Source organism: Rufibacter ruber (genome assembly GCF_001647275.1).
In the GTDB taxonomy this organism is placed as follows: Bacteria; Bacteroidota; Bacteroidia; order Cytophagales; family Hymenobacteraceae; genus Nibribacter; species Nibribacter ruber_C.
Window position 1 is genome coordinate 1 of sequence record NZ_LRMM01000021.1, and the last position, 17023, is coordinate 17023.

General features: G+C 52.7%; 13 protein-coding genes. 7 read left to right on the forward strand and 6 right to left on the reverse strand.

Translation table 11 applies throughout. From position 1 onward, the window contains the following. On the reverse strand, positions 1–1383 hold a 1383-nt coding region (locus tag A8O25_RS10000; protein WP_206598673.1), incomplete at its 3' end, for a hypothetical protein. A gap of 1214 nt (positions 1384–2597) precedes the next feature. Between A8O25_RS10000 and A8O25_RS10005 the strand changes: the two genes are divergently transcribed. Next, positions 2598–6155 carry a BamA/TamA family outer membrane protein gene (locus A8O25_RS10005; protein WP_082893560.1) on the forward strand — a complete coding sequence of 1186 codons (3558 nt, stop codon included), beginning with the start codon at positions 2598–2600 and terminating at the stop codon, positions 6153–6155. 335 nt (positions 6156–6490) lie between these two features. Here A8O25_RS10005 and A8O25_RS10010 read toward each other — a convergent pair whose 3' ends face one another. Next, a complete protein-coding gene (locus A8O25_RS10010) occupies positions 6491–6751 on the reverse strand; it encodes a hypothetical protein (protein WP_066834293.1) in 261 nt (86 codons plus the stop codon). A 263-nt stretch (positions 6752–7014) separates the two neighbouring features. Between A8O25_RS10010 and A8O25_RS10015 the strand changes: the two genes are divergently transcribed. Next, positions 7015–7275 (forward strand): hypothetical protein, encoded by a 261-nt coding sequence (locus A8O25_RS10015; protein WP_153042692.1) that lies wholly within the window; start codon positions 7015–7017, stop codon positions 7273–7275. A 65-nt stretch (positions 7276–7340) separates the two neighbouring features. Continuing rightward, positions 7341–8384 (forward strand): MBL fold metallo-hydrolase, encoded by a 1044-nt coding sequence (locus A8O25_RS10020; protein WP_241498988.1) that lies wholly within the window; start codon positions 7341–7343, stop codon positions 8382–8384. Positions 8385–8493: 109 nt separating this feature from the next. Here A8O25_RS10020 and A8O25_RS10025 read toward each other — a convergent pair whose 3' ends face one another. The 3 genes from A8O25_RS10025 to A8O25_RS10035 form a co-directional block, all read right to left on the reverse strand. Continuing rightward, complete coding sequence (locus A8O25_RS10025) at positions 8494–9117, reverse strand: PRC-barrel domain-containing protein (protein ID WP_082893561.1); 624 nt, start codon at positions 9115–9117, stop codon at positions 8494–8496. A 27-nt stretch (positions 9118–9144) separates the two neighbouring features. Further along, on the reverse strand, positions 9145–9339 hold the full coding sequence (locus A8O25_RS10030) for a hypothetical protein (protein WP_066834299.1): 195 nt from the start codon (positions 9337–9339) through the stop codon (positions 9145–9147). 1544 nt (positions 9340–10883) lie between these two features. Continuing rightward, the gene (locus A8O25_RS10035) at positions 10884–11906 is read right to left on the reverse strand and encodes a hypothetical protein (RefSeq protein WP_241498989.1); all 1023 of its coding nucleotides are present in this window, start codon (positions 11904–11906) and stop codon (positions 10884–10886) included. Between the two features lie 127 nt (positions 11907–12033). On the opposite strand from A8O25_RS10035, the gene A8O25_RS10040 reads away from it, so the two are divergent. From A8O25_RS10040 to A8O25_RS10055, 4 genes are all read left to right on the forward strand, one after another. Further along, positions 12034–12741, forward strand: a complete 708-nt coding sequence (locus A8O25_RS10040) for an SIMPL domain-containing protein (protein ID WP_066834301.1) — start codon at positions 12034–12036, stop codon at positions 12739–12741. Between the two features lie 129 nt (positions 12742–12870). Then, positions 12871–13362, forward strand: coding sequence for a GNAT family N-acetyltransferase (locus A8O25_RS10045; RefSeq protein WP_066834454.1), 492 nt, complete (start codon positions 12871–12873; stop codon positions 13360–13362). A 67-nt stretch (positions 13363–13429) separates the two neighbouring features. Then, entirely contained in the window at positions 13430–14578 is a 1149-nt protein-coding gene (locus A8O25_RS10050) for a ribonuclease D (protein WP_066834303.1), read from the forward strand. Between the two features lie 287 nt (positions 14579–14865). After that, on the forward strand, positions 14866–15252 hold the full coding sequence (locus A8O25_RS10055) for a DUF6960 family protein (protein WP_066834305.1): 387 nt from the start codon (positions 14866–14868) through the stop codon (positions 15250–15252). Positions 15253–15924: 672 nt separating this feature from the next. Here A8O25_RS10055 and A8O25_RS10060 read toward each other — a convergent pair. After that, positions 15925–16797 carry a manganese catalase family protein gene (locus A8O25_RS10060; protein ID WP_066834307.1) on the reverse strand — a complete coding sequence of 291 codons (873 nt, stop codon included), beginning with the start codon at positions 16795–16797 and terminating at the stop codon, positions 15925–15927. Positions 16798–17023: the final 226 nt, after the last annotated feature.

Here is a 17023-nt window from a genome sequence, read left to right on the forward strand (position 1 = left end):
CCAGCTGGCCCAGAAGTCCACGTACAGCACCTTGCCCCGCTTCTTGGCCATCAGCTCCTCCAGGGGGAGCGTGGCGTCCTTCTGCCCCAGCAGCTGGTTACCCTCAAAGTTCTTGTTGATGGACTCCCGGTAGGCCAGCTCCTCCTTTAGGTGACTTGTGAAATCGGTATCTGGGTAGCGGGCGGCGTAGCCTAAAAGCTGCTCTTTGTGGTTGTTAAGCTTCTGGTTGAGGGAATTATTCAAGAGTAAGTACTGCACCGGCTCCACCAATGAGCTGTCGAAGAAGGTTTTCACCAATGCTAAGTTCTGATTGAGATTTTTCTCTTTAGAGGCGTTCTCGTTCTCCCGCTTTATTGCCGCGGCAGCAACATACCCTAAATTCACCGCCGAGGAGGCTATAATTCTAAAATCCGGAAAGTAGTAGGAAAAGCGTTTTTGGCTCTGCAGGTATTTGGAAAGGTGAGCGTAATATTCTTTCAATTCTTCTTCTGTCCCTCCTCGGTTTATTATAGCAAAATACTTCTCAAAGTTTCCTTTATGGGAAAGGAACTGCTTAGACAGCTGAACTATTTCTGGCCTTAGCAAAGGATTTGAAGAATATTGCTCCAGTAAAGCCACTTGCTTGTCTCGTCTTTCAGTTAAAACCGAATCTGATCTGGCGAAACTTGCTTCTTTAAAATCTTTCAACGTTAAGCCTAGTGATGTAAGGCTGAAATCTATGCCATCAGAAAGAACCATTTTGTTGAAGAGGTTCAGTTCAGCATTCCGGACGGGATCATTCGTTTCCATCACTAATCTCTTAGCACTGTCTAATTTTACTTCTATCCTGTCATTGGGGAGTATGATAAACGGAGCACCCCCTTTGTAAGAATTATAAACTATTAAAAAATTCCTGAACAAAACTGTAATGCTGTCATGTCCCTTTGAAGGTATTACATCTATGAAGGTATTCAGGTAGTCCTGGTATGCGAGTCTAATGTCACTATCCTTGCCTTCCTTGAATATAAGAGTAGCAGAAGAATTAGGGGCATAACCGCTGGTTGTATCAAGCACTACAGGCAACGGGGATTGGCTTGCTTTAATCTGCCCCTGCGCATTACCGCAGCAGAAAAGACTCCAAAGAAACAGAAGCAGCGAAAGGGAAACTGAGGCAGTTTTCATCAGGTTGCTCCTATATGGGTAAAAGCACCTTCTGTTTCTGGAGTTAAAGGCTACAGTTGTAATATCTAAACCCAGCAGCTTATTCTCGGTTACCCTATTCATTCCAGAATTACCAACAGCCATAACGTCAGGAGAGAGTTTATTGTATTTGAGCAAGTAAACAATAGGCGGGAGCGCATGCAGCGGGCTAAAGTTGAAGAAAAGGAGCAGCAGATTTTTCATAAAATTCTCTATAAATTCCCTTACTATTTGTTGCCCCCGCAGATTGTGATCTCCACTGACTTAAGAAGTGGTTCATCTAATTCTTGGCACAGGCTTTACACAGAAGCCTGGAGGGGTATTATATATAATCTTGGGGTAGGCAGTGGCCTAAATAATGTATTTACTATAGGTAATGAGAGCAGAGACAACTGTTTTATTTAATTTTCACCATTGCGGCAATACCTGATAATGTAGGTCAGATGCTTTTTAGATTCGTTAAGTATCCTCTAGATATTTATAGAACAACAAGAACAGCTGAGCTTTTTAAGCCTTTTTGCGCCATAGCACATCTATTCTTACTCTGGTAATCTGAATTTAAATTTTTTATAGATATTCTCTTGGTTCTTTGGCCAAGCTATTACTTCCCTAAGATATTGACTTTATTAACTTATTGAAAGAAAATAATCTTATTTCTAACTTATACTGGAATAATCTTCGCAAATGTAACTGTAGATAAAAGACACTACTACTCTCCTCTCTTCAAGTCTATTACCATTAACAAACTATTACCTTAATAAAAGCTGTTTAAAGTTTTTATTAAGAGCTTGTTTACATTTTGATTTAGCAAGTGAATACGGGGAGCGAAAGGTTCTGGCGAAGCGTTTTTTGAGCAGCATACGCCCCGCTATGGTGCGGAAAAAAAGCAAAGCCAGGTTCTTTTGATACCCGTTTGCAGCACAAAAGACAAATTTAAACATGCTCTAAGACTATGGCGCAAGCATGCGCTTGTACCTTTAGGATTAGTAAGTTTCTGTTTTAGGGCTGGTTTTGCGAAAGAAGCCCCAAAACGAAGCCACAAGCACACCTTGCGCCATGACGGAGTCAGCCACAATCATAACCATAGAAAAAGGAAAAAACGCGAAACAGGCCCCTAAAATAATTCCCGCTAAACCAAGCTGATAATTCTAATGAAAACTGGCACCACAGGGCGCTTCTAAATTTCAACCTTGCCCTGTTGCCTCTTTTCCGCAACTGAACAAAAGCTAGAATATGCCCAACTCCCTCCTTCCCCTAACACTCCTTCTACCAAACCCCAACCCAAATCACCCCCAACTGCGTAAACAGCGGCAAACGCGCCTGCATCTTCTGCGTTGGCTCACCAAGCGGCTGTTTTTGGCCTACTTTTCCAAAAACAGACCTAAAACAGAAGAAGAGGCTAATCAGCATCTTACTATATGAAACAACTCTTACCCCGCTGGGTAACCTTACTTTTGATAGGAGCTTGTTCGCTCGCAGCAACAGCAGAAAGCTGGGCACAGCTACCTTCTCTGCCAGCCGGCTCCCCTTCCCACACAGTACTTTTGGCAGGCCGCTGGTCGCCGGGGCAATCTGCCGCCGCCCCCTTGCCGCTGCTGCAGGCGCAGCTAAAGCAGGCCGGCGAGAAAAGCTCCCTGGTGTTTATAGGCAACCCGTTTCAACCCGCTACCCTGCCCGGCATTGCCGCGTCTGACCGCAAAACCCAGGAGGCGCAGCTCCAGCAGCAGTTGGCGTACCTGCAGGGGTACAAAGGCCAGATCATTCTCATGCCCGGCGAGCATGACGCCAAAGGCCGGGTGGTACAGGAAGTCAGAAACCAGGAACGGTTTATTGCCCAGTACCTGCAGAATGAGAAGCTTATCTTGCCAGAGAACCACTGCCCCGGCCCCGCTGAGGTAGCCGTCAATGAGGATGTGCACCTCATTCTCATGGACACGCAGTGGCTCATTCCTAACCGCCGCATAGATGAAGAAGAAGAGCAGCGGGGCTGCCCCACTACCGGCGGCACGGCCACCCTGGCCGCCCTGGATGACATTTTGCGCAGCAACGAAGACAAGAACCTGTTAATGGTCATGAGCGTCTCCCCAAAGATGAAAGGGTATGAGCACCGCCTCATGCACCGGCAGCTGGCGCACATGTATACCCAGCACCCCGGCCTGGTGCATGCAGAAGGCAACTCCCCCGCCCTGCAACACCTCACTAGAGACAGCATCCACTTCATTGGGGCCGGCTTGGGGGCCTCCAATGTAAAACCCATCAAAGACGCCATTACCGCGTTTTCCCAGAACTTGCCCGGCTTCGCCAAGGTGCTGTATTACGCCAACGGCGAGGCGTGGCTGGAGATCTGGAGCGCACCAGATGTGAACAGCACTACCGGCCAGGTGGTACACCGCGCATTGCTTTCGCGCAAGCCTACCCTCAGGCAGGTAGAAGAGAACATCAAGCGCATGAACCTGAGCTTCGCCGGCAAAAAGGCGGCGCTTCCCGCCAGCCAGGTGTATGAGGCCAGCGGTTTTCACCAGTGGCTCATGGGCCAAAACTACCGCCCAGAGTGGAAACAGCCGGTCTCCCTGCCCGTCTTTGACATTGGCACCATGCACGGCGGCCTCAAGGTGGTGCAGCGGGGAGGTGGCTTCCAGACAGTGTCTCTGCGGCTGGAAGACAGCACCGGCCGCCAGTACGTGCTGCGCTCTGTTGAGAAATACCCAGACGCGGCCCTGCCCCGCATTCTGCGCGAAACCATTGCCGCCGACGTGGTGAAAGACCAGATCTCAGCGTCTCACCCGTACGGCGCACTGGTGGCCGCTCCGCTGGCCAACGCGGTGGGTGTGTACCATACCAACCCCCAATACTTCATCATTCCAGATGACCCGCGCTTTGGGCGTTACCTCAAGGGCTTCGCCAATACCATAGGGTTGTTTGAGGAACGGCCAGATGAAGACATGTCTGACATGGCCAGCATGGGGAACTCTAAGAATGTGGTGGGCACAGACAAAGTACTGGAAAACACCCGTGAAGACCAGAATGACGAAGTAGATCAGTTAAGTGTGCTGCGCGCGCGCCTGCTGGACTTCTTCATTGCCGACTGGGACCGCCATGATGACCAGTGGCGCTGGGCCGAATTCAAAAAAGAAGGCAAGGGCAAGATCTACAAACCCGTTCCGCGGGACCGCGACCAGGCATTCTTCGTAAACCAGGGCGTCATTCCTAACATTGCCAGCCGGCGGTGGTTGCTGCCCAAAGTGCAGGGGTTTGATGAGAGCCTGCGTGATATCAAAGGCTTTAACTTCAACAACCGCTATTTTGACCGCTATTTCCTCACGGAGCCTGACCGCGCCCAATGGCTGGCTATGGCAGACTCGGTACGCAGTAGCCTCACAGATGAAGCCATAGAGCAGGCCGTGCGCCAGCTTCCGCCAGAGATATACCAGAAGTCTGGCAAGCAACTGGAGGAGACCCTGAAAGCCCGCCGTGCGTACCTTAAGCGGGATGCCGAAGACTACTATGAGTTCCTGGCCCAGAAAGTAGACGTGGTGGGCACAGATGAGAAAGATTATTTTGAAGTTGAGCGGCAAGCCGATGGCGCCACCCTGGTTTCCATCTACAAACAACAACCGTTCACGCCAGAGAACCAGATCTACCAGCGCCGTTTCATTTCACCAGACACCAGGGAGATACGGCTGTACGGGCTGGGCGGTGATGACGTCATGCACGTAACCGGCAAAGCCGAAGACGGTATCAGGCTCCGGCTCATTGGCGGCGAGGGTCAAGATGAAATAACTGACTCTTCTTTTGTTGACGGCCTGCGCCGGCTGACCTACGTGTATGATCAACGCAACGGGGCCAAGCTGCAACTGGGCCCAGAGGCCAGAGACTACACCCGCCTTCGGCCCACGGCCAAGTATGACCGCCAGAGCTTCCGGTACAATTATCTTGGCCCCCTGGGCTCGTTTGAGTTCAACCGTGATGACGGCTTTCTGCTGGGGGCAGGTGCTTTGCTCAAAACCCAGTCGTTCCAGAAGGAGCCGTACGGCATGATGCACCGGCTGGTGGGCAGCTACGCTTTTGCCACCAACTCGTTCCTGATTGACTACGCCGCCCACTTTACCCGCGTACGGCTGGGGCTGGACGTGAAGGTGAACGTAAACTGGAAGAGCCCCGGCTTCTCAGACAATTTCTTCGGGCTGAGCAATGAGAGCTTGTACAACCCAGACATTGACATTGACTACTACCGCTACCGCTCCACCCAATTCTACGCCAACCTGCTGGTAGGCCGAAAACTGGGCGAGTATGAGACGCTGTTTGTGGGGCCGGCCTTCCAGACGGTGAACGTAGAGCGCACGCCGGGCCGCTTCCTGCCAACCCAGCTGGAAACGTCAGACCGGTTGGCTGGCTACTATCAAGAGAAGGCCTATGCGGGGGTACGGCTGGAATATGTGCTGGACTCCAGAAACTCTGTGGCCCTGCCTGACCGCGGCATGTTCTGGAGCGTAGCCGGTGAGGCCATGAGGGGAACCAGCCAGACCGCCAGAGATGTGGCACGCGTGCACTCGCAACTGTCACTCTACAAGACGGTACGCATTCCGTTCAAGCTCACGCTGGCCACCCGCTTTGGCGGCGGCCACACCTTTGGCGACAACTTTGAGTTCTTCCAGGCCCAAACCCTGGACGGACTGGCCAATCTGCGGGGCTTCAGAAGAACCCGTTTCAGTGGCCAGAGCAGCTTTTACAACAACACAGAGGCGCGTCTGCGGCTGTTCAGCTTTACCACCTATCTGTTTCCCGCCTCTATTGGCATCTTCGGGTTCCATGATGTGGGCCGGGTGTGGGTAGACGGGGAGAACTCGAACAAGTGGCACAGGGGCTACGGCGGGGGCGTCTGGCTGTCGCCGCTGAACCAGGTGGTGATCTCTGTGGGCTACACCGCGTCTGATGAAGACCAAATGCCGTTGATCAAAGCAGGTTTCTTCTTCTAACGGTTACCCTTAAAAACAGGAGTGGCTGGTGCAATGCACCAGCCACTCCTGTTTTGGGGCTGTTTTTCTGAAAACAGGCCCAAAACGGCATCCTCCTTTTTCATAGGTGATGGCCCCTAAAAGAAAGCAAAGGAGAAGGCAGACATTTCTTTAGGGGAAAGCAGCCCACACGCGGCAAAACATTCCCTGGCATCTGCCAGCTCCTGAGGCATTCTGCCTTTCTGACTGACCATAGAAGGCGGCCCCTGCAAAGATGGCCATTAAAAACAGAAGGGCTAGCCGCACGGCTAGCCCTTCTGTTTTTGACCTGTTTTTCTGAAAACAGCCTGAAAACGCTAATTCAGAAAAATAGAGAACAGTTCAAACCGGTTGGAGGAGAAGCTCCAGTGAGACGGCGACGGGTGAATCTCCTCGCCTTCCTCATCAATGATGGTCACCGCCATTCCCTCTTCCTGGTTCAGGGGCTCTGTGAAATGCTTTACGGTGTACACATGACCTTCCTCAATCCATTCTTCTGGCTCAAAACCGGGCAGGGAAGCATCAATACATTTGGCATAGACTGCCATATAGCTGGGTGGATAGATCAAATTTACCATATCTTCTTAACTGTAATCTGGTGAGAAAAATTCCGGTGGCCGTACATACTCCTGTTCTTCCTTTTACACAAAAACCTCGCCAAGATTCATGGCAGCCCACCCCCTTGATTTCATGACTAGTATAAGCATTGTATTTGAGCTTTGCAACCCCTGGCCAGAATTTAACCTGCCCCAACAGCACCCTCTTGCTTTTTTACTCGTACACCAAAGAGCCAGAATGACTGGCTTATTCAATGTTGTTACACCTAAATAAATACCAGATCATGGAAAAGGATAAGCAAGACCTAGACAATAAATATGATGAGAAAGACAAGTTGCCTAACGGAAAGTATTCTGCGGGTGACCTGAAGCAAACCTCAGAAGAGCCCGGCGCCAACGCCAAAGACCAGGCCAGTTTCCAGCAGGGCGGTCAGCAGCCCGGCAACAGCCAGGGAGGCCAGGGAGGCAAAACCACAGACGGTGACAAAAACTCACGCCATGATGACGGTGATGAGATGAGTGTGTTTGGCCGCATGGATAGCTAATCTGTGACCAGCCTATGCAAGACCAACTGTCATCTGTTCTAAAACAAAAGCAGGAATCCTGTTTTATGGTAGCGCCCGGCGTCATGGGCATGGAGATTGTCTTTGTGAACCTGTTCTTTGTGGAGAACCCAGACAACTCATGGGTGTTGATTGACGCCGGACTCTACGGCTCTGCCGATAAAATCAGAAGGGCCGCCGAAGAAAAGTTTGGGAAGAACAATCCGCCCAAGGCCATATTGCTCACGCACGGGCATTTTGACCACGTGGGCGCCCTCCAGACCTTGGCCGACTACTGGCAAGTGCCGGTGTTTGCCCACCGTCTGGAGTTCCCGTACCTGACAGGCATCTCCAACTATCCGCCGCCAGACTCCAGTGTGGGTGGCGGCGGCATGGCCTACCTTTCCTTCATGTACCCCAAAAAGCCCATCACGTTCAGAGGAAGACTGGAATTGTTGCCCTCAGACGGCTCAGTCCCTTTTCTACCTGAATGGCGGTGGCTGGAAACGCCCGGCCATGCCCCGGGGCACGTATCTTTCTTCAGGGAGCATGACCGCGTGCTGATTGCCGGAGACGCCTTCGTGACCCGTAAGCCAGAGTCAGCGCTGGCGGTGCTGACCCAAAAGCAGGAAGTCTGCGGCCCGCCCGCTTACTTCACCCCAGACTGGATAGCCGCGCGGCATTCAGTCCAGAAATTGGCTAATCTGCAGCCAGAGGTGGCCGCTTCAGGGCACGGGCTGCCCATGCGCGGCGAGGCTCTGCACAAGGGCTTAAACGAACTGGCGCGGTTGTTTGACCAGCTGGCGGTTCCGCACCAGGGGCGCTATGTAAAGCAGCCGGCCATTACTGACAAGACGGGCGTTGTACAACTGCCGCCCAACGTGAGCAACACCGTTCCCAAGGTATTGGCGACAGCGGGCCTGGTGGCATTAGCCGGCTTGGCCACGTACGCCTTCACCAAGAAACGGAAATCCCCTACCCATTCACGCATTAAAAAAACGTGGCCCGGCTACGCCAGCAGGCCTGGTTATGCGCATTCGCCGCAGGCAGAGGAGACAAACTCTTCTGTAAGGGCGCATGACCCCAACAGCACTACCAACAATTACCCGTGAGCGGGTTCTCTTATAAAAGCGAAGCAGGCCATGATGGCCTGCCTTCCGCTTTTAAGGGCTTTCTGTTTTGGGCCTGTTTTTGGGAAAACAGCCCCAAAACAGAAAATTATCAGAAGCCTATGGCTTTCCGCTTTAAGGCGGCAAACTCCTCTTGGGTGATGGTGCCTTCATTGAGCATCTGGCGCAAACGCTCAATGGCGGCAATGTCTTCCTGCACCGGGTTTGCCCCTAAACCGCCGCTTTGCATCCGGTTCTGGTAGAAACGGTCCTCGTTGAAATGGTCCTGCCCGTAGAACTCGTCTGTGGGCTCAGCCGAAGACGGTGCCGTATAGGTTTCCTGCGGCTGGGTAATGGCGTGCATAACCCGGTACTCATAGTCAGAATCTACCACGCCGCCTCTGTAAAACGGGAACTGCCCCAACGCACTCTCTGTGAGGCTGGGCGCAAACACCTGGTCACTGTCAGCGTCCAGGTGGGCGGCGCCAATGGGCAGAATAATGTGCCGCAGGTCAGTGTCTGGCAGCAGCAGGTGCTTGTCAACGTCAATGTCCAGGTAGCGCACTTTCATGAGGTCGCGGTCTACAATGAGGTCATCTACCACGCCAATACGTTTGCCGTTTGCGCCAATCACTTCCCAGCCGCGCACGTCCAGGTTCTGTTTGGCTACTTTGAAGTCTGTTAAATCATGCAAGGGAGCCAGCCGTGCCGCTCCGGTGTTTCTATGCGTTGCCATGTATGGTGCGTTTAGTGAAGAAAAGGGTTATAAGGTGAGGAAAGTAGGCACCAGCGGCAAGATCATACCGCTGGTGGGGGTGCCGGTCATTTCAGCGTCACCGCCCTGCGCGTTCTGAAACACATACACGTACAGCAGCCAGCCTATCAGGATGAGGGCCAGCACCACTATAATCCACACCCACCCCGAGCGTTTTTTGGGTTCAACATTAATTTCAGCCATAGTTTTATTTTGGTTAGGTCAAGGCCAAGGGCCAATGTTGTTAGTACGCAGCTACAAATGAGAGGTTTATACAGAAGAAGGCCGGCACCGGGAAATAAGGAGGTCTCTGTTTTGGAGCTACTTTCTGAAAAACAGCCCGAAAACAGAAACCGCTGACAGGCTCTTCTGCGCAGACAAGACGCCTGCGGGGCCACTAGACGCTACAGGGCCTGGCGGTGGTTCTGAGTCCTGAGTCACGATGAGATTGGGGCTTAGTTTGGGAAAGCAACTTAGAATCGTGTAAACCTCCCCTTATCCCTCCCGGGAGGGGAGTTAGCTGGCCTGCGCGGGGCAAGTGGCGGGTGACCGTGCATCTGCAATGCATGTCCTCGGCTGTCCGGGATTTGCCATTCTGGACCTACTACCTCCGGATTTGCAATCCGCGGCCCCTGCAGATTAAACGTGCCGCCGCGGGGATTGCAAATCCCCGTGTACCAGCTTCCGGATTGCAAATCCGGAAGAGCTCGAGAGCACTGTGATTGGCAGAACGCAACGATATGCGGCAAGAAAGATTATTCAGCAATGCGTGCCCTCCTGTGTCAACATCCCCCTTCGCCCCCTTCAAAGGGGGAGTAACGAAGTGAGTCCTGAGTCCTGAGTCCTAAGTCCTTTCTTTTCATCTTAGGCAATTCAACACGAATGAAGCAGCAATGCCTGGTTTCGCAGCCGTGCCGCGAGGGCAGCCAGAGACCGCCCGTCATCAGTAGGCACGCGTCCGGAGACTCGCGCCAGCGCGGGATATCAGGTAGCGTTAGAAGGCACGGAAGTAACTTCCGCGCCATAGAGGGCAGAAGAAGCAAAAGTCATGTGAGGCTGCCGCCTCATGGAAGCTGAAAGCTTCCGCCACCACAGGTCCAGGTTGGAAACTTGAACCAGAGAAATCGGCAGGCAAGCAGCAATAAGTAAACAAACAACAATAAACAATCAACACTTCTGCTAATGGCACCTCTGTTAATCAACCCTTCTGCTCTGACTGATGTGCGCAGCACGGGCTCATCTCAGGCTAGCGGGACAGCTGTGGTTACCTACTGGAACAGATGTAACCAGAGGAGCTGATCAGGAAAGGAACCCAAACCAGTCCTGGGGGTGAGCGCCTCTGTTAATACGGTGCCGAAGGCAACGCCAAAGGCGTAGTTTTAACAGCAGTGCTCACCCCCAGGACGGGGCCCCGCGGCCGTGAGCGCTTACCGGAGGCAATGAAACAGCAATGGGATTTCGCACCGGAGCAAACCGCACTTCCAGGGGAATAGCTAACTACGGCAGCAGCCCAGCAGCAGCAACTAACTGGCAGTCACCAAATACAGCATCAAGCGCCGCAGCCAAGGGAACAGCAGACTACGCATTCCTGCCGCAGCCAAGGGAAACAGCAGACTACACATTGCCACTGCAACCACAGGGTCTTTGAAAAAAGTTTATCACTTAGGCACTACTACATCAAACCGCCACCGCCAGGGGAAACAGCGAACTATGCATTACCCCTTCAGCAGCAATGAATCCCTTCCAGGCTATTTCTCTAAACCCGGTATCTGGGGAAACTGGATAAACTCCCCTTCTGGGGAAAACAACATACTCATAGGTTCCTGCGGGTCCCGGAGAATGTCTTGGGCGGTGATACCCCAGCGCGCCCAGTACATGGCCAACATTTTGGCATAGGCGCTGCTGTCCCAGGGGTTGAAGATCACATTGGTGATGTCATCAATGAGGGAGTCCATGACCACGTGGTCATCTGTAGGTTTTACGGGGCGCAGCAGGTAATCTGGAATCACGTTGAACAGATAGCCGGAGTAAAACACGCGGGCGCTGAACTCGGCGGCCTGAATGGGCTGGAGCACCCGGGGCTCAATTTCAGCCCAGACGCGGTGCATAGACTGCTGAATGATGCCGTTGTCCAGCAGGCAGCAGATGATCAGGGCGTTGTCCAGGCGCAGGCTGAACATCATGGTAGAGAGTTCATCACGGTACTCAAAGCGGGAGGGCTCTGCGCTGGCGTCTACCTCCACAATAAACAGCGAACAGGGAATAAAGTCGGCAAACTGCATGGGCACCCGCAGCGACTGCAGCACGCGGTAGAACGCCTGAAACTTCATCAGCATTTTGGGTTGCTCGCTCACCGCGTATTCTGGCTTGATGAGCGGGTCCTGCTCTTTGATGAGCTCAGTGATGAGCGTACCGTAGAACATCTTGCCCAGCCACTGGAACAGCAGTTGCTCATCCAGCTCCCGGAGAGCAGCCACGCCCCCTTTCACCGCCTGCCGCATCTTCTCTTCCAGCGGTGCCAGATGGTGGGCCTGGCAGTGAGGGCAGCAGGGAATCTTGAGGTCCTGGTGCGCTACCACGCTCTGGTCCAGCAGCCTGAGCGGCAGCTCCCCAAACCCGTACTCCTCCATGAGCCACGCCGGAAAGACAGGGGTCTGGTGGTCTAAAGAGATGCCGGTGCCGCACAGAAAACAGATACGGTTGCCAAAGCGCATGCCCTCAAAGGGATCAAACAGGGTAAGGTTTTGCTGCTGCATAAAAAAAGGAAGCATGTTGCGAGCCGCAAAGATACAACGCAAATACGGGCACGCATACCAGGTGGCTCTTACCTCCGTTATACCACAAATATTAATTCGGCATAATACTTGCAATTGCCACGCTGTACTAACGTTTAAAACTATGAGAACCCTACTTTCCCTTGCCTTAGCCGCCTTTCTTTCCTTCTTCTCTTTCACCGGCCATGCCCAGTCCGGCCAGTTGCCCCCTCTGGTGAGTGTCTCTGGCGTGGGTGAGGTGAAGGTGCAGCCAGACCAGGTCCAGTTTGTGGCTGGCGTAGAAGTACGCGAGCAAACCTTAGAAGACGCCCGCCGCAATGCAGACCAGCGCACCACCGCCATCATCAGCGCCCTCAAAAAGAGCGGCGTTGAGGAAAAGCACATCCAGACCGCCTACCTCTCCATACAGCCCATGTACACCGGCGAGTATGGACAGACCAAACCGCAGTTCTACCTGGCCACCCGCTCCATCTCAGTGACGCTGAACAAACTGAACAAGTATGATGAAGTGATGTCTGCGCTTTACAAAGCCGGGGCCAACCAGGTACACGGCATCAGCTACCAGAGCAGCAACCTGAAGAAACACCAGGAGGAGGCCCGCCGGAAAGCAGTGCAGGAGGCCAAGCAGAAAGCCACCATGCTGGCTTCTGAGTTAGGGGCCAAAGTAGGCCGCGTGTACCAAATCAACGAAGGCGGCGCCAGCGCCCCAGGCCCCATCCTGTATGGCAAGATGGCCCTGCAGGAAAGAGCCATGGATGCCGGTGGCAGCACCATTGCCGCAGGCGAGATGACCATCACCTCACAGGTAGAGGTAAGCTTTGTGCTGGAGTAAGCTTCTGCGCCAGCGCAAACTCTGGCGTTCACGAAGGGCCCTGTGGTTGCGTTTTCAGGCTGTTTTTCAGAAATTAGGCCAAAAACGCAGCCACAGGGTTTCTTTATACCCTTTGCAGCACACCAGCCCATGCGCTACAGAGAAGCCCTCTTATCAGATATTCCGGGAATACAGCGGGTACGGCACGCGGTGAAGGAGAACATCTTGTCTGACCCCGCCCTGGTCACTGATCATGACTGCGCAGAGTATCTTACAAAACGCGGCAAAGGCTGGGTGTGCCTGGTAAACGGGACAGTGGTGGGCTTTTCTATTGCAGACCTGCAAGGGCACAACATCTGGGCTCTGTTTGTAGACCCTGACTTTGAGAAGAAGGGCGTAGGCCGAAAACTGCACGCCCTCATGCTGGACTGGTACTTTTCCCAAACCCGGCAAACGGTGTGGCTCAGCACTGACCCGGCCTCCAGAGCGCGCGGGTTCTACCTGGCAGCCGGCTGGAAGGAAGCGGGCCGGTATGGCAAGGGTGAAGTCAAACTTGAAATGGAATACTCTACCTGGCAGCAGAAGCAGGCCCCAGGCAGGGAAACACCTGTTTCTGGCCTCTTTTCTCGAAAACAGCCCTAAAACGGCAACGCAGAGCCGCGGTTACACGTCAAGCAAATGTCCTCTTTTTTGGATACCTTTGAAACGTATGAAGGAACCTGCATTTGTCCTGGAAGGCAAACCCGTACATGTGGTACAGACCGCCGACGCGCTGCAAGCCGCCGCCGCCCACTTAGGCCAACAGCCTGAACTTGCCTTAGACCTTGAATTTGATCAACATCACTATACCTACGGCTTCACCCTCTGCCTGATCCAGATCTCAGACGGGAAGACTACCTTTTTGATTGACCCGTTTCCGCTGGAAGACCTGCAGCCCCTGTGGAACGTGCTGGAGAACCCGGCCATCACTAAGATTTTTCACCACGCCAATAATGACCTCATGCTGCTGAGCATGCTGGGCTGCCAGGTCAGGAATCTGGTAGACACGGCCGTGGCCGCCAAAATCCTGAATTACTCCAAAGCCGCCCTGGGCACCCTGCTGGAAGAGGAACTGGGCCTCAAGCTGGACAAGTCCCAGCAGATGAGCAACTGGAACCAGCGGCCGCTTTCCAGAAAGCAGCTGGAATATGCCGCCCTGGACGTGCTGTACCTGCATGAGCTGAAAACCGCCATGGTAGGCAAGATCAAAGAACTGGACCGCATGGCGTGGCTGGAGGAAGAGGACAAACTTCTGGAGAGCATCATCTATACAGAGCAGGAAGACCCGCACCTGAAAATTAAGTTTCCGCAGCGGCTCACCCTGTTCCAGCAGTTTATTCTTAAACCCATTTATGCCTTCAGGGACGAGGTGGCGCAGAAATGGAATCTGCCCGCCGGCCAGGTCATTAACACCAACGCGCTCCTGCAGCTGCTCAACAACCCTGAGCAGAGTATCAATGAGTGGCTGTACCATACCAAGGGCGTGCACGGCCGCCTGCAGCAAGACCGGTATGAGGGCCCGTTGCAACGTATTGTCAACGGCGCTGTGCAGGAAGCCAACAAACGCAAAATTCCGCACAGGCTGCCCCCTAACCCGTTCCCGCCTCGCCTGAAGACCCCAGAGACCGAGGCCCGTAAAGAACTTCTGTGTACGGTTCAGAAAACATTGATAGAGCGGTACGGCGCGTATGCCACCCCTATGCTCTTAGACCAAAGCACCATCACCCAGTATAGCCAGACCGGCGAGCTGGTCATGCACAAGAAGTACGCGCGGGAGATTGTGCTGGCCACGGCCCGGGAAATGAAGATCAATCTGTAACCAGTAGAGGAACCCTGCCCGCCAGGCAGCCTCCCCCACAGAAACTTATCACCGTTAGCGCTTGTTTTACCAGCCGGGGTCTAGAAAGATTCTAAGAGCTACAGCTTGATTACATTTTGATTTTGCAGGCGAAAAGGGGGAGAAAAAGGTTCTTCTATCCCGTCTTTAAAACAGCATGGCAGCGCTATGCTAGGTTCTTTTGAGGCCCGTTTGCAGTGCATAAGAGAAATATAAACAAGCTCTAAGAGAGAAGTACCGTTTGACAACAACAAGCCTTTGCTTTACCAATGCCTAAAAAAAGTCTAGAATTTGGCCTGTACCCTTGGTTTCCGGGGTATGGCTACGCAACTATACACCCTGCCAACCGCCGTGAGTTTGAGTGGCTGGAACCCCATAACAAAGTGTTTGAGAAAATTGGGGAGATAAACGGCTGGCTCCAGCTGCGCTACGCAGATGAGGAGTTTAAAGTACGCCCAGACCTCTTCTCCCCTGTCAAAGCGTTGCCCTTTACCTTTGGCGAGTGGGTTAAACCGGCTCACCAGGCCGCTGGCCCCGTGGCCGAAATCATGGACATTTTCTGGAATACGTCAGAAGATGCACCTTATTTTGGATTGCGGATTGGCAAACAGCGCCTGGAGGGGGTTTACCGGCAAGAGCAGCTAAGGCCGGCGTAGCAAATGAATCATCACCGCCATGACCAGTTTGGGCCTGTTTTCAGAAAAACAGGCCATAAACAGGGTAAGCAGCTGTAAAATTTGCCGTTTGTGCTCCACATCCGGCCATAGCCAAAACCAGCCTTCCCGCTTTTCCCGCCTCCGGTGCGGGGCTATGGGGCTCTGACACGGCTATAGAAGCACCTTGCGCTGACTCTCTTTGCTGACAAACCCAAACAGTGAACCTGTTCAGCGTTTCCTCTTTCTGTATCAGGAAGGTTTTATAAAGCACAAGCGGCTCCTGTGTTGCCGTTTCTGGGCTGTTTTTCAGAAAACAGCCCAGAAACAGGGAGCTGGTCCACCTCCAGACTCTAGCGGCTGCTTACACCTTGTATCAAACACAAATCTCTACACAGCTCTGTCCTTAAACATGCTCAAAGAGATGAATCTCCACCCCCTCTTTCGGCTTTGCCGATAAAGCCTGTTCAGGTAGTAGTGCTTCTATGCACCTTGGTTGGCAGGCGGGAAATGAGAGCGAAAGGATCTGGCGTGGCTTTTTTTGAGGAGCCAAGCAGTGCTACTGTGTAAGGGAATGGCAAAGGTTCTTTTATATTGTGTGCAGCGCTAAAGACAGCAGCCAATATGCTCTAAAAATAAATGCCCGACCAGGTGGCCGGGCATTTACAAACACAACTAAAGAGCATTCTTAATTTTATCCATCAGGCCACCGGCGGCACCGGTCATCTGCTCAGCCTGGGCGTGGCCTTCAGGGGCAGGTGGCGGCAAGATTGGAATGTCCCCCATTGGTTCTCCAGGCACCATAGAGAAGGTTCCTTTTCCGTCTATTGACGGCCCTTCTGCCCAGCGGCCATAGGCTTCCTGGTCTTTGAAGATGTTGGTGGTCACAAACGAGTAGTTGAACTGCTGGTTCTCTTCAGCTTGCGGGAAGCTGTTAGGGATGGGGTGGTTATTGGTTGCACCGCCCAGTTCTTCCAGCACAGCCAGCCACTGGTTCTGGTGCATGGTGTCACGGGCAATCAGGAACGCCAGCATGTCTTTCATGCCATGGTCATCTGTGGCTTCCCACAGGCGGGTAGCCAGTACCCGGCCGGTAGACTCAGCCATCACGTTGGCGTGCATGTCTGCGGCAATGTTACCGCTGCCCACTACCCAGGAACCGTTGAACGGAACCCCGTTTGAATCTGTTGCCATGGCGGCCAGCCCTGATGACAGGAAGTGGCGCGGGTCCATGCCTCCCATCACGGCACCTACCACTGGGTTAGAACCTACTATTTCATCTTTCAGGGAGTTAGTAGCGCCTTCCAGGTTGAGGGCTACCGCGGTGGCAAGCATCTCAATGTGACCTATTTCCTCCGTACCGGTTTCTAACAGCATGTTTTTATATTTGACAGGGCCTCTGCTTCCCCAGGCCTGGAACAGGTACTGTAAGCAAACCCGTATCTCCCCCTCAATACCGCCAATGGCTTGTTGTAACATTTTGGCAAAGGCCGGGTTTGGTTTATCTACCCGCACTTTGTACTGTAATCTCCGATCGTGATAGAACATAGTTTTATTTTTATGGTTTAACATGTGGTCAACCCAATTCTATACGGCCTTATCAGTTAAAAATATTTATGTTTTTTTTCTGTTAAACACAAATTATATCCCTATAGTCAATTATATAGATTAGTACATATTACTGAAGTACAAATAGTTAACAGGAAATACTTATAGAGAAAATCTATAATAGATATTTAGAAGTGAAGCAGAAACAGTATTTATACGATACCCT

Coding starts and splice junctions, on each gene's coding strand:
- A8O25_RS10005 (WP_082893560.1), top strand. CDS start 2,598: ATGAAACAACTCTTACCCCGCTGGGTAACCTTACTTTTGATAGGAGCT.
- A8O25_RS10060 (WP_066834307.1), bottom strand. CDS start 16,797: ATGTTCTATCACGATCGGAGATTACAGTACAAAGTGCGGGTAGATAAA.
- A8O25_RS10055 (WP_066834305.1), top strand. CDS start 14,866: ATGCCTAAAAAAAGTCTAGAATTTGGCCTGTACCCTTGGTTTCCGGGG.
- A8O25_RS10025 (WP_082893561.1), bottom strand. CDS start 9,117: ATGGCAACGCATAGAAACACCGGAGCGGCACGGCTGGCTCCCTTGCAT.
- A8O25_RS10045 (WP_066834454.1), top strand. CDS start 12,871: ATGCGCTACAGAGAAGCCCTCTTATCAGATATTCCGGGAATACAGCGG.
- A8O25_RS10035 (WP_241498989.1), bottom strand. CDS start 11,906: ATGCTTCCTTTTTTTATGCAGCAGCAAAACCTTACCCTGTTTGATCCC.
- A8O25_RS10010 (WP_066834293.1), bottom strand. CDS start 6,751: ATGGTAAATTTGATCTATCCACCCAGCTATATGGCAGTCTATGCCAAA.
- A8O25_RS10020 (WP_241498988.1), top strand. CDS start 7,341: ATGGTAGCGCCCGGCGTCATGGGCATGGAGATTGTCTTTGTGAACCTG.
- A8O25_RS10040 (WP_066834301.1), top strand. CDS start 12,034: ATGAGAACCCTACTTTCCCTTGCCTTAGCCGCCTTTCTTTCCTTCTTC.
- A8O25_RS10015 (WP_153042692.1), top strand. CDS start 7,015: ATGGAAAAGGATAAGCAAGACCTAGACAATAAATATGATGAGAAAGAC.
- A8O25_RS10030 (WP_066834299.1), bottom strand. CDS start 9,339: ATGGCTGAAATTAATGTTGAACCCAAAAAACGCTCGGGGTGGGTGTGG.
- A8O25_RS10050 (WP_066834303.1), top strand. CDS start 13,430: ATGAAGGAACCTGCATTTGTCCTGGAAGGCAAACCCGTACATGTGGTA.